This window comes from Nocardioides sp. HB32 (assembly GCF_054058995.1).
In genome coordinates this window covers 4,001,886-4,014,141 of the sequence record NZ_JBSSBS010000001.1, presented here as the reverse complement: position 1 = coordinate 4,014,141, position 12,256 = coordinate 4,001,886, and the positions used below count along the sequence as shown (strand labels likewise).

12 protein-coding genes are annotated in these 12,256 nt (G+C 72.8%); 10 read left to right on the top strand and 2 right to left on the bottom strand.

Annotated elements, in window-relative coordinates:
* Positions 1-39 precede the first annotated feature (39 nt).
* Genes ACVW2K_RS20135 through ACVW2K_RS20125 form a run of 3 tightly spaced genes read left to right on the top strand, consistent with a single transcriptional unit; the run spans position 40 to position 2,723 of the window.
* Complete coding sequence (locus ACVW2K_RS20135) at positions 40-912, top strand: GNAT family N-acetyltransferase (protein ID WP_457203727.1); 873 nt, start codon at positions 40-42, stop codon at positions 910-912.
* A 33-nt stretch (positions 913-945) separates the two neighbouring features.
* Positions 946-2,331: a bifunctional tetrahydrofolate synthase/dihydrofolate synthase gene (gene folC / locus ACVW2K_RS20130; RefSeq protein ID WP_457203726.1), complete on the top strand. Its 1,386-nt coding sequence runs from the start codon at positions 946-948 to the stop codon at positions 2,329-2,331.
* Complete coding sequence (locus ACVW2K_RS20125; protein WP_457203725.1) at positions 2,328-2,723, top strand: DUF4233 domain-containing protein; 396 nt, start codon at positions 2,328-2,330, stop codon at positions 2,721-2,723. The genes folC and ACVW2K_RS20125 overlap by 4 nt, the downstream gene beginning before the upstream one ends.
* Here the strand turns inward: ACVW2K_RS20125 and ACVW2K_RS20120 are convergent.
* Positions 2,697-4,040, bottom strand: coding sequence for an aminotransferase-like domain-containing protein (locus tag ACVW2K_RS20120; protein ID WP_457203724.1), 1,344 nt, complete (start codon positions 4,038-4,040; stop codon positions 2,697-2,699). The two genes, ACVW2K_RS20125 and ACVW2K_RS20120, sit on opposite strands and share 27 nt — an antisense overlap.
* Before the next feature lie 71 nt (positions 4,041-4,111).
* Here ACVW2K_RS20120 and ACVW2K_RS20115 point away from each other — a divergent pair, with 71 nt between their 5' ends.
* The 7 genes from ACVW2K_RS20115 to rodA all read left to right on the top strand — a co-directional run bounded on the left by ACVW2K_RS20115 (position 4,112) and on the right by rodA (position 11,129).
* A complete protein-coding gene (locus tag ACVW2K_RS20115; protein WP_028636274.1) occupies positions 4,112-4,783 on the top strand; it encodes a pyridoxamine 5'-phosphate oxidase family protein in 672 nt (223 codons plus the stop codon).
* A gap of 10 nt (positions 4,784-4,793) precedes the next feature.
* The gene (gene ndk / locus ACVW2K_RS20110; RefSeq protein WP_457203723.1) at positions 4,794-5,201 is read left to right on the top strand and encodes a nucleoside-diphosphate kinase; all 408 of its coding nucleotides are present in this window, start codon (positions 4,794-4,796) and stop codon (positions 5,199-5,201) included.
* Positions 5,202-5,401: 200 nt separating this feature from the next.
* Positions 5,402-6,433, top strand: coding sequence for a rod shape-determining protein (locus ACVW2K_RS20105; protein WP_457203722.1), 1,032 nt, complete (start codon positions 5,402-5,404; stop codon positions 6,431-6,433).
* Positions 6,430-7,329 (top strand): rod shape-determining protein MreC, encoded by a 900-nt coding sequence (mreC, locus tag ACVW2K_RS20100; RefSeq protein ID WP_457203721.1) that lies wholly within the window; start codon positions 6,430-6,432, stop codon positions 7,327-7,329. Before ACVW2K_RS20105 ends, mreC begins: the two co-directional genes overlap by 4 nt.
* Positions 7,330-7,339: 10 nt before the next feature.
* Entirely contained in the window at positions 7,340-7,867 is a 528-nt protein-coding gene (mreD, locus tag ACVW2K_RS20095; RefSeq protein ID WP_457203720.1) for a rod shape-determining protein MreD, read from the top strand.
* Between the two features lie 6 nt (positions 7,868-7,873).
* Positions 7,874-9,952 carry a penicillin-binding protein 2 gene (gene mrdA / locus ACVW2K_RS20090; protein ID WP_457203719.1) on the top strand — a complete coding sequence of 693 codons (2,079 nt, stop codon included), beginning with the start codon at positions 7,874-7,876 and terminating at the stop codon, positions 9,950-9,952.
* Between the two features lies 1 nt (position 9,953).
* Positions 9,954-11,129, top strand: coding sequence for a rod shape-determining protein RodA (gene rodA / locus ACVW2K_RS20085; RefSeq protein WP_457203718.1), 1,176 nt, complete (start codon positions 9,954-9,956; stop codon positions 11,127-11,129).
* On the opposite strand, the gene ACVW2K_RS20080 is transcribed toward rodA, so the two are convergent.
* Entirely contained in the window at positions 11,119-12,243 is a 1,125-nt protein-coding gene (locus ACVW2K_RS20080) for a calcium:proton antiporter (protein WP_457203717.1), read from the bottom strand. The genes rodA and ACVW2K_RS20080 overlap by 11 nt on opposite strands.
* Between the last annotated feature and the right edge of the window lie 13 nt (positions 12,244-12,256).

Here is a 12,256-nt window from a genome sequence, read left to right as displayed (position 1 = left end):
CCGGTTGTGGCAGCGGGCCCCGACTGGCTGACTTCCGTCATGCATCTGGAGTTCACCGAGGATCCTTCAGCGTTCCTCGCCGCGACCCGCGACCACCTCGCCGCGGAGCCCGTCCTGACGACGGTGATCGCGACCGTCACCGCCCGGTTCGCGGCCGGCGGCGGCTCGGAGGCGCCGTACCGCTGGTGGGTGATCGCCCGCGACGACGCCGGCGACGTGACCGGGGTCGGGATGCGGACGGCGCCGTTCGCGCCCTACCCGGTGTACCTGCTGCCGATGCCCGACGAGGCGGCGGTCGGGCTCGCCCGGCGCCTCCACGAGCGCGGCGAGGTGGTCGGCGGCATGAACGGCGCGCTGCCGGCGGCGCAGCTGTTCGCCGACGAGACCGCCCGGCTCGCAGGGGGGGTGGCGAGGGTCGACGAGCACCTCCACCTGTTCGAGCTCGGCGAGCTGGTGCTCCCGCCGGCCCCTCCTGGGCGGCTCCGCCCGGCCGTCCGTGACGACGCCGACCTCTGCCTCACCTGGTTCCGGGCGTTCGGGGCCGACGCCGCCGAGCAGGCCGGCCGCGAGGGCGAGCACGCGATGGAGGAGTTCTCCCTCGACATGATGCTGACCCGCATCGACGACGGGCTGATCTGGCTGTGGGAGGACGAGGCTGGAACGCCCGTGCACCTGACCGGTGCCAATCTCCCGGCGAACGGCGTCACCCGCGTCGGGCCGGTCTACACCCCGAAGGCGCAGCGCGGCCGCGGCGTCGCCGGCCGGGCCGTCGCCGAGGTGTCGCGGGGGTACGTCGAGCAGGGCGTCCGGTGCTGCCTGTTCACCGACCAGGCCAACCCGACGTCGAACAAGATCTACGAGGCGATCGGCTACCGGCGCGTGGCGGACATGGTGAGTCTGCTCGTCGAGTGAGGTGTCTCTAGACTCGACGCGAGATGAGCCCGCATGAGTGAGACGCCCATGGCCCCCCGTCCGGCCGAGACCTTCGAGGAGGTCGAGGACGCGCTGCTGTCCCGCTGGCCGGAGACGAAGCTGGAGCCGACGCTCGACCGGATCCGCGCGTTCACCGAGGTGCTGGGCGACCCCCAGCGCGGCTACCCGGTCATCCACCTGACCGGCACCAACGGCAAGACCTCGACGTCGCGGATGATCGACACCCTGCTGCGGGCGCTCGACCTGCGCACCGGCCGTTTCACCAGCCCGCACGTGGAGCGGATGACCGAGCGGATCTCCGTGGACGGCGAGCCGCTCACCGACGAGGAGTTCGTCCGGGCGTTCAACGACGTCGCGCCGTACACCCACCTGATCGACGAGAGCGAGACCCACCCGCTGTCGTTCTTCGAGACGGTGGTCGGCATGGCCTACGCCGCCTTCGCGGACGCCCCGGTCGACGTGGCCGTGGTCGAGGTCGGCATGGGCGGGTCCTGGGACGCGACGAACGTCGCCGACGCGACCGTGGCGGTCGTGCTGCCGGTCGCGGTCGACCACGCGGCGTACCTGGGTGGGACGCCCGCCGCGATCGCGGTCGAGAAGGCCGGCATCATCAAGCCCGGCTCGATCGCCGTGCTCGCCGAGCAGACCCCGGACGTCGCCGCGATCCTGCTCGAGCGGGCCGCCGAGGTCGGTGCGACCGTGGTCCGAGAGGGCCTGGACTTCGGTGTCATCGCCCGGGTTCCCGCGGTCGGCGGCCAGGTCGTCTCGCTGCAGGGCCTCCGCGCACGGTACGACGACGTGTTCCTCCCGCTGTACGGCGCGCACCAGGCCCAGAACGCCGCGGTGGCGCTGGCTGCCGTCGAGGCGTTCGCCGCCGGCAACGAGCAGAGCCAGCCGCTGGACGACGAGGTGGTGCGCGCGGCGTTCGCGGAGGTGACCTCGCCGGGACGGCTCGAGATCGTCCGGCGCAGCCCGACGATCGTGCTCGACGCCGCCCACAACCCGCACGGCGCCGAGGCGGCCGCCGCCGCCCTCGAGGACTCGTTCTCGTTCTCCCCGCTGATCGGGGTGATCGGCGTGATGGCGGACAAGGACCACGAGGGGCTGCTCGCGGCGTTCGAGCCGCACCTCGCGCACCTGGTGTGCACCCAGAACTCCGCCGACCGGGCGCTGCCGGCGGAGCGCCTGGCGGCGGTCGCCCGCGAGGTCTTCGGTGAGGACCGGGTCAGCGTCGCGCCGCGGCTGTCCGAGGCGCTCGACCAGGCCGCGGCCCTCGCGGAGGCCGGCGAGGCGTTCGGTGACCCGCTCGGATCGGGCGCGGTGCTGGTCACCGGATCCGTGGTCACCGTCGGCGAGGCCCGCACGCTGCTGGTCCGCGAGAGGGGCGGCCGGTCGTGACCGACGAGCGGACCCGGTCGCCGCGGCGGGGCATGTGTGCCGCCGTGCTCAGCCTCGAGGCGATCACCCTCGGCCTCACGACGCCGGTGATGATCAGCGTGTCCGGCGTCGACACCTCGACGGCTCTGTGGGTCGGGCTCGGCCTGTGCGTCGCGTGCCTCCTGCTCGCCGGCCTGCTGCGGGCGGAGTGGGCCTACAGCCTCGGCTGGGTGATCCAGGGCGCCGCGATCGGCCTGGGCTTCGTGATCCCGCTGATGTTCGTCCTCGGCGGGATCTTCGCGCTGCTATGGGGCTCGGCCTACTTCCTCGGGAAGAAGATCGAGCGGGAGCGCGCCGCGGCGTTCGCGGCGTACGACGCCGCGCCGTCACCCCCGGAACCGACCGAGGGCTGAGGTCAGGGCCGCGAGCGCCCGGTCGAGCTCGTCGTCGGTGACCCCGCCGAACCCGAGCACCAGCCCGGTGAGCGTCGCGGTGCGGCAGTAGCCGGAGAGCAGGTTCAGCTCGAACCCGGCCCTCCGGGCCGCGTCGCGGGCGCGGAGCGCGTCGGCCTGGGGCAGCAGCCAGGTCGAGTACATGCCGGCCACCGGCCCGCCCGGGGTCGCGTACGGCGAGAGCGCGGCGGCGACCCGCGGGGCACGCTCGGCGTACACGCGGCGGGCGGTGCGCACGACCTTGTCGACGTACCCGTCGCGCAGCAGGGCCAGGAACGCCCGCTGCACCGGCCACGGCGCGCCCTCGTGGGTGACCACGCGGCGGGCGTTGATGCGGTCGAGCAGGTCGGGCGGGGGGACCAGCCAGCCGAGGCGCAGGGACGGGGCGACGGACTTCGCCGCGGTGCCGAGGTAGGCGACCCGTCCCCGGTCCAGGCTGGCGAGGGCGGGCACCGGCGCGACGTCGTACCGGAACTCCGAGTCGTAGTCGTCCTCGACCACCACCGCGTCCGCGGCCCGGGCGGCGTCCAGCAGCGCGACCCGCTCCGGGCCCGGGAGCACCCGGCCGAGCGGGTGCTGGTGGGCCGGCGTGACGTAGCAGGCCACGACGCCGGTGAGGTCGGTGACCGGGGCGAGCGCCGGGAGGTCGAGCACTGTGCGGCCGAGCCCGGCGACGGTCTCGACCGCGGCGCGGTAGCCGGGATCCTCGATCGCCACCGGACCGTGCGGCAGCGCGGTGAGCAGGTGCCGCAGCCCGTCGGTGGTGCCGTTGGTGACGACCAGCTCGTCGGGGTCCAGGAGGACGCCGCGGCTGCGGCCGAGCCGGTCCGCCAGCAGGGCGCGGAGCTCGGGGAGCCCGCGCGGGTCGTCGTACCCGCGAGGCGGCCGGGCGGTCGACACCTCGCGCCAGGCCCGCCGCCAGCCGGCGGCGTGCCGCGGGTCGATCCACGGCGTGCCGGCGTCGAGGCGGACCAGCCCCGCCGCCGCCGGTGCCGTGGGCCGACGGGGTACGGCGACCCGCGCAGCACCGGTCGCGGTGACGAAGGTGCCGGAGCCGCGCCGGGCCTCGAGCCAGCCCTCCGCGAGCAGCTGCTCGTAGGCCTGCTCGGTGACCGAGCGGCTCACCCCGAGCTCGGCGGCCAGTGCGCGGCTGCTCGGCAGTCGGTCGCCGCGGGCGAGCGTGCCGGCCACCACCAGGTCCCGGATCCGGCCCGACAGCTGGACGCCGAGCGACCCGCCGGCGGTGCGGTCGAGGGTCACCGGGAGGGTGCTGCTCACGAGATTGTCCTGTCGAACTGGCGTCGGATTGGCCCGTGCGTGCAGGCCACTTCTCCGACAGGCTAGCCGGTGTGACGACGACACCGCTGTCCCCGACGCCCCGCACGACCATCGGCCGCGGCCGCAACCGGATGGTCGAGGATCGGGAGGTGCTGCACGGGCTCCTCGAGGACGCGCTGGTCGCGCACCTGGGGGTGGTCGTGGGCGGGCACCCGCTGGTGCTGCCGACGGCGTTCGCCGTCGACCCGGACGGGCCGGACGCCGACGGCACGCTCTACGTGCACGGCTCGGTCGCGGCCGGCTGGCTGGCGGCCGCCGCCGACACCACCGTGTGCGTGACGGTGACCGAGCTGGACGGGCTGGTCGCCGGGCGGTCGGCGTTCCACCACTCGATGAACTACCGCTCGGCGGTCGTGATCGGGCCGGCCCGGGTCGTCGACGACCCCGACGAGCGGCAGCACGCGCTCGACCTGATGGTCGACCACATGGTCCCGGGCCGCGCGGCCACCCTGCGGCCGAGCACCCGCAAGGAGCTCGCGGCGACCGCGGTGCTCGCCGTACCCCTGCACGAGGCGTCGATGAAGTCCCGGGGTGGGGGACCGGGCGACGAGCCCGAGGACCTCGCGGCCGGGCTCTGGGGCGGGCACATCCCGCTGCGCCGGGTCGCGGACTCGCCGGTCCCCGACGAGGACGCGGTCGGGCCGGTCCCGGCCGACGTGCTCGCGCGGACCGCGTCTCTGTAGTCTCCCCGCCATGACCCAGCGCACGCTCGTCCTGCTCAAGCCCGACGCCGTCCGCCGTGGGCTGGTCGGCCAGATCCTGGGCCGGTTCGAGGCCAAGGGCCTGTCCCTCGTCGAGCTCGAGCTGCGCACGATCACCGGCGAGCAGGCCGACGCCCACTACGCCGAGCACCTGGACCGCGACTTCTACCCGCCGCTGCGCACGTTCATCACCAGCGGCCCGCTCCTGGCCGTCGTCGTCGAGGGTGAGGAGGCGGTGCCGGTCGTCCGCACGCTGATCGGCCCGACCGACGGCCGCCAGGCCCCGGCCGGCACGATCCGTGGCGACTACTCCCTCTCCAACCGCGAGAACCTGGTGCACGCCTCCGACTCACCCGAGTCCGCCGACCGCGAGATCGCCCTCTGGTTCCCGACCATCTGACGCCGAGTCGGCGCAGGGTCAGCTGAGTTGACGCCGAGTCGGCGCAGTCTCAGCTGAGACTGCGCCGGGTCGGCGTTCTGCGCGCCCCGAATGTGCTGGTCGGGCCGCGTGTCCTCCCCGCCGCACGCGGCGTCCCTTCGTAGCCTGTTGTCACTTCTTCCCCACCTGCACCACTGGTGCCTCCAGCGACAGGGCGACGCATGGCGAACAGCTTCATCGGCCGCGACATGGCCGTGGACCTCGGGACCGCCAACACACTGGTGTACGTCCGCGGCAGGGGCGTGCTGCTGGACGAGCCCAGCGTCGTCGCGCTGAACGCCACCACCGGCGAGATCCTCGCGGTGGGGCACGAGGCCAAGCGGATGATCGGCCGTACGCCGGACAACATCACCGCGATCCGGCCGCTCCAGGACGGCGTGATCGCCGACTTCGACGCCACCGAGCAGATGCTCCGGTACTTCATCCAGCAGGTGCACCGCCGCCGCTACTTCGCCAAGCCCCGGATGGTCATCTGCGTCCCGAGCGGCATCACCGCGGTCGAGCAGCGGGCGGTCAAGGAGGCCGGCTACCAGGCGGGCGCCCGCCGGGTCTACATCGTGGAGGAGCCGATGGCCGCCGCGATCGGGGCGGGGCTGCCCGTCCACAAGGCCACCGGGAACATGGTCGTCGACGTCGGTGGCGGTACGACGGAGGTCGCGGTCATCTCGCTCGGCGGCATCGTCACGAGCCTGTCGGTGCGCACCGCGGGGGACGAGCTCGACCAGGCGATCGTCGCGTGGATGAAGAAGGAGCACTCCCTGATGCTCGGCGAGCGCACCGCCGAGGAGGTCAAGATGACCCTCGGCTCGGCGTTCCCGACGCTCGACGAGCCGGAGGCGGAGATCCGCGGCCGCGACATGGTCACCGGCCTGCCCCGCACCGTGGTGGTCTCCAGCGCCGAGATCCGCCAGGCGATCGAGGAGCCGCTGCACGCGATCGTGGACGCGGTCCGGGCGACCCTCGACCAGACGCCGCCCGAGCTGGCCGGCGACATCATGGACCGCGGCATCGTGCTCACCGGGGGCGGCGCCCTGCTCCGCGGCCTCGACGAGCGGCTGCGCCACGAGACCGGCATGCCCGTGCACGTCGCCGAGGACCCGCTCACCTCCGTCGCGCTCGGCGCCGGCAAGTGCGTCGAGGAGTTCGAGGCGCTGCAGCAGGTCCTGGTCAGCGACCAGAGGCGCGCCGGATGAGGGAACGTCGCTGGCGCGGCCCGGAGGGGCCGAAGTCCCCGGTCGCCCTGCTGGTGGCCCTGGTCCTCGCGTCGTTCTGCCTGATGACGCTCGACTCCACCGCCGGCGGCCCGGTCGACTCCGCGCGCCGCGCGGCCGGCGAGGTCTTCGGCCCGGTCGAGGTCGCCACCGCGACCGCGGTCCGCCCGTTCACCGCCGTCCCGCACTGGTTCCGGTCCAAGGACGACATGCAGCAGGACCTGATCGCGCTGCAGGCCGAGAACTCCCGGCTGAAGTCCGACCTCGCCACCCACGACTACGACAAGAACCGCCTCGAGGAGTACGACGGCCTCACGGCGGCCGCCCGGAGCCTCGGCACCTCCCTCGTCCCGGCCCGCGTGGTCGGCATGGGCTCGTCGCAGTCGTTCTCACGCACCGTCACCATCGACGCGGGCTCCGACGCCGGCATCCGCCCCGACCTCACCGTGCTCGACAACGACGGCCTGGTCGGCCGGGTCCTGCGCGTCACCCACACCACCGCGACCGTGCTGCTGATCGTCGACGCCGACTCCGTGGTCGGCGCCCGGGTCGGTCGCAGCATGCAGGTCGGGCTGCTGCACGGCCGCGGGGCGCTGGGCACCGACGGCCGCCTCGACCTCGAGCTCGTCGACCAGACCGCCGTACCGTCCGAGGGCGACGCGGTCGTCACCTGGGGCAGCGAGGCCGGCGGCCCCTATGTCTCGGGCGTGCCGATCGGCAAGGTCACCCACGTCTACAGCAGCGTCCGTGAGACCACGCAGCGCGCGGTGATCGACCCGTACGTCGACTTCGGCGCGCTCGACCTGGTCGGCGTCGTCGTCCCGTCCGGTACGGCGAGCGACCGCGCCGTCATCGAGGCGAACGGGACGCTGCGATGAGGAGGCCCCGATGACCTGGCTCCGCGCGCTCGTCGCCTTCGCGATCGGCTCGTTCGCGCTGGTGCTCCAGGTGTCGCTGTTCCCGCACCTGGCCTGGCACGGCGTCGTCCCGAACCTCTGCCTGCTCGTGGTCGTCGGTGCCGCACTCACCCGCGGGCCGCAGTTCGCGATGGTGCTCGGCTTCGCGGCCGGCGTCGCCCTCGATCTCGCGCCTCCGGCCGACCACCTGGCCGGGCGCTGGGCGCTCGCGCTGGTGGTGGTCGGGTACGTCGCCGGCCAGGTCCGCCAGGGGAGCCGCGGGGACTCCCGACCCGCGAGCGGCACCGTGCTGGCGACCGTCGCCGCGTCGTCGTTCGTCGGCACCTCGGTGTTCGCGCTGTCCGGCGTGGTCCTCGGCGACCCGATCGCGATCCCGGAGCTGCTCGAGGTGATCGTGGTCGCGCTGCTGTGGGACCTGCTGCTGACGCCGCTCGTGCTGCCACCGGTGATGGCGCTGTTCCGCCGCCTCGAACCCGCCCTCGCCCACATGAACGGCTGACTGCCGATGGCCACTCGTTCCGGCCGGCTGCGGCTGGTCGTCGTCCAGGCGCTGGTGTTCTCCCTGTTCGCGACCCTGTTCGCGCGCCTCTACTACCTCCAGGTCGTCAGCGGCGACGAGTACCACGCCCAGGCCGCCTCGCAGTCGGTGCGCGACATCGTCGTCCAGCCGCAGCGCGGCCTGATCGTGGACGACATGGGTCGCCCGCTGGTCGCGAACCGGCTCTCGTGGGTCGTCTCGGTCGACACGACGATGCTCGGCAAGATGACCGCCCACCAGCAGGACGTGCTGCTCGGCCGGGTGGCCGGGGCCGTCGGTGAGCCCGTGAAGTCGCTCCACCACGACCTGGACACCTGGAACGGCTCGCCGTACCAGCCGGTCCCGGTCGCGACGGACGTCGAGCAGGAGGTCGCGCTGCGCATCCTGGAGCAGCCCGAGGACTACCCGGGCGTGCTCGCCGAGCAGCAGAGCGTCCGCGCCTACCCGCAGCCGTACGGCGTGAACCTCGCGCACGTGCTCGGCTACCTGAGCCCGGTCACCGAGGACGAGTACGACCGCGCCCAGAAAGACGGCGACCGCTCGGTGAACGGCGCGTCCGTGGTCGGCCGGGCCGGCGTCGAGAAGGAGTACGACCGCTGGCTGCGCGGCATGCCCGGCTACCGCAGCGTCGCCGTCGACTCGATGGGCCGGGTGCTCGGCGACGACAGCGAGGTCGCGGGCCAGCCCGGCGACACGCTGGTGACCACGATCGACGCCAAGGTGCAGGGCGTGGTCGAGAAGCAGCTCGAGCAGACGATCCGGACCGCCCGGCAGACCTACGACCCGGTGACCCACAAGAACTACGTGGCCGACTCGGGTGCGGTCGTCGTGATGGAGGCGAAGACCGGCCGGATCGTGGCGATGGCCAGCCAGCCGACGTACGACCCCGGCGTCTGGGTCGGCGGCATCACCAGGAAGCAGCTCGCCCGGCTGTACTCCGCCAAGGCCGGCAACCCGTTGCTCGGCCGCGCCACCCAGGGGCAGTTCGCCCCCGGCTCGACGTGGAAGCCGATCATGACCGTCGGCGCGCTCAACAACGGCTTCTCCCCGGACACGCGCCTCGACTGCTCGTCCGGCCTCCAGGTCGGCAACCGCTGGTTCAAGAACTACGAGTCGGCGTCGTACGGCCCGATCACGTTCGCCCAGGCGCTGCAGCTGTCCTGCGACACCTTCTTCTACCGGGTCGGCCTGCACTTCTGGCAGCGGTACGGCTCGGACCCGCAGGACGTCGACGCCAAGGACCCGCTGGTCCAGGAGGCCAAGAACTTCGGCTTCGGCAGCGAGACCGGCGCGGACATCCCCGGCGAGGCGAGCGGGCGGATCGCCGACCGGCACTGGAAGCTCGCCTACTGGAAGGCGATGAAGCACTACTACTGCACGATGGACGAGAAGGGCACCGCGAAGTCGCCGTTCCTCAAGCTGTTCGCGCACGAGTTCTGCCTCGAGGGCAGCTACTACCGCGCCGGTGACGCCGTGAACTTCGCCATCGGCCAGGGCGACACCATGGTCACGCCGCTCCAGCTGGCGCGCGCGTACGCCGCGCTGTCGAACGGCGGCACCCTGTACGCGCCGCGGGTCGCGAAGGCGATCGTGAGCCCCGACGGCACGGTGCTCAAGCGCTTCGACCCCAAGGCGGTCGGCAAGGTCGACGCCTCACCGGCCAGCATCCACTACGTCGACACCGCGCTGCAGGGCACGCCGAAGGTCGGCACCCTGGCCTGGAAGTTCGGCGGATTCCCGCTCGACCGGGTGCACATCCGCGGCAAGACCGGGTCGGCCGAGGTGTACGGGAAGCAGTCGACGTCGTGGGTCGCGTCGTACGACGAGAACTACGTCGTGATCATGATGGTCAGCCAGGCGGGCACGGGTTCCGGCACCTCCGGCCCGGCGGTCCGCAAGATCTGGGAGACGCTCTACGGCATCGACGGCATGACCGTCGACCCCGCGAAGGCCGCGATCCCCGGGACCACGCCCCCGGCCGGGCTCCCGGTCTTCATGAAGGACGGCAGCATCCTGCCGCCGGCCCGCGACGAGAAGGGGGACTGAGGTGCTCCGCACACCACGCGTGGACTGGATCCTGCTGATCGCCGTCCTGGCGCTCGTGACCCTCGGCAGCCTGCTCGTCTGGTCGGCGACCAGCCACCGCGAGGACCTCACCGGCGCCGACCCCACGGCGTACCTGAAGAAGCAGCTCGTGAACGTCGTGATCGGCCTGGTGCTCATGGTCCTGGTGATCGCCACCGACCACCGCTGGGTGCGGATCATGGCGCCGCTGGTCTACCTCGCCTCGGTCGCGGGCCTGGTGCTGGTGCTGGCCATGGGATCGACCGTCAACGGCTCGCGCTCCTGGCTCCAGCTCGGCGGCATGTCGATCCAGCCCTCGGAGTTCGCCAAGCTCGCCGTCGTCATCGGCATGGCGCTGTGGGTGGCCGAGCGCGCCGAGGTGCGCCAGCAGCGGGCGGTCACCACCGGTCACGTCCTCGGGGACGTCGTCGGCATGCTGGCCATCGCCGGGGTCCCGGCGTCGCTGATCATCCTGCAGCCCGACCTCGGCACCATGCTGGTGCTGTCGGCGACCGTGTTCGGCGTGCTCGCCGTCTCGGGCGCGCCGCGCCGGTGGCTCGCGCTGCTCGCGGCCGGCGGTGTGACCGCGGCGGCCGCCGCCGTGGCCGCGGGGTTCCTCAAGCAGTACCAGGTGGACCGGTTCCTCGCGTTCACGAACCCCGACCTCGACCCGCGCGGCGCCGGCTACAACGTCGAGCAGGCCCGGATCGCGGTCGGCAACGGCGGGTTGTTCGGCCAGGGCCTCTTCGACGGTTCGCAGACCCGCGCCGGCTTCGTCCCGGAGCAGCACACGGACTTCGTGTTCACGGTCGCCGGCGAGGAGCTCGGCCTGGTCGGCGCGGGCGTGCTGATCGCGCTGCTCGCGGTGGTGATCTGGCGGGCGCTGCGCATCGCCACGCACAGTGACGACGTGTTCGGCCGGCTGGCGGCGGCCGGCATCGCCTGCTGGTTCGGCTTCCAGGCGTTCCAGAACGTCGGCATGTGCCTGGGGATCATGCCGGTCACCGGCGTACCCCTGCCGTTCGTGTCGTACGGCGGCAGCTCGATGTTCGCGGGCATGCTCGCGATCGGCCTGCTGCAGAACATCCACCTGCGCTCGGCGACGACGGTGCCGAGCCGGTTCACGGCCGCTCCGGCGCGGACTCCCGTCAGGGCTTGATCGACAGGAACACGAACGCCGCCATCAGCACTAGGTGCACCATGCCCTGGAGCCCCTTCGCACGGCCCTGGACGACGGTGAGGATGGAGACCACCACCGTGATCGCGAGCAGGACCACCTGGGTCGGGCCGAGGCCGAGCTCGAGCGGTCCTTCCAGCCAGATCGACGCGACCGCGATGGTCGGGATGGTGAGCCCGATCGAGGCCATCGCCGAGCCGTAGGCGAGGTTGAGGCTGACCTGGACCCGGTCGTGGAGCGCGTTGCGCACGGCCGAGATCGTCTCGGGGGCGAGCACCAGCAGCGCGATCACGACGCCGACGACGGCGTAGGGGAAGCCGAGCCGGTCGACGCCCGACTCGATCGAGGGGGAGAGGAGCTTGGCGAGGCCCACCACCGAGACGAGCGAGAGGACCAGCAGGCCGAGGCTGAGCCACGCCTCCCGCGCCGGCAGCGGGTCGGCGTGCCCGTCACCGTCCTCGTCGAGGATGCCCGTCACCCGGCCGAGCTCGTCGCTCGTCACCGGCAGGAAGAAGTCGCGGTGCCGGACGGTCTGGGTGAAGACGAACGAGCCGTACAGCGCGAGCGAGGCGACGGCGGCGAACGCCAGCTGGGACGGCGAGAACTGCCGACCCTCGCCGGAGACCGTGACGCTCGGCAGCACCATCGTGACGGTCGCGAGCGTGACCACGGTCGCGAGCGCCGAGCCGGACCCGGAGGCGTTGAAGCTGACGAGGTGGTGCCTGCCGGCACCGAGGAGCAGGGAGAGCCCGACGATGCCGTTGAGCGTGATCATCACGGCGGCGAAGACGGTGTCGCGGGCGTAGGTGCTGGTGTGGTCCCCGCCGCTGGTCATCAGCATCACGATCAGGCCGACCTCGATGACGGTGACCGCGACCGCGAGGATCAGCGACCCGAACGGCTCCCCGACGTGGTGGGCGATCACCTCGGCGTGGTAGACCGCGGCGAGCACGGCGCCGACCACGCCCGCTGCCACGAGGGAGAGCACGACGGCGCCCTCGTGGTGACTCCAGCTCACGGCCAGCAGCGCCGCCGCGGCGACCGGTACGGCGACCGTCCACTGGAACCTGCCGCGTACCCGGGCGCCCACATCCATACCGTGACCCTAC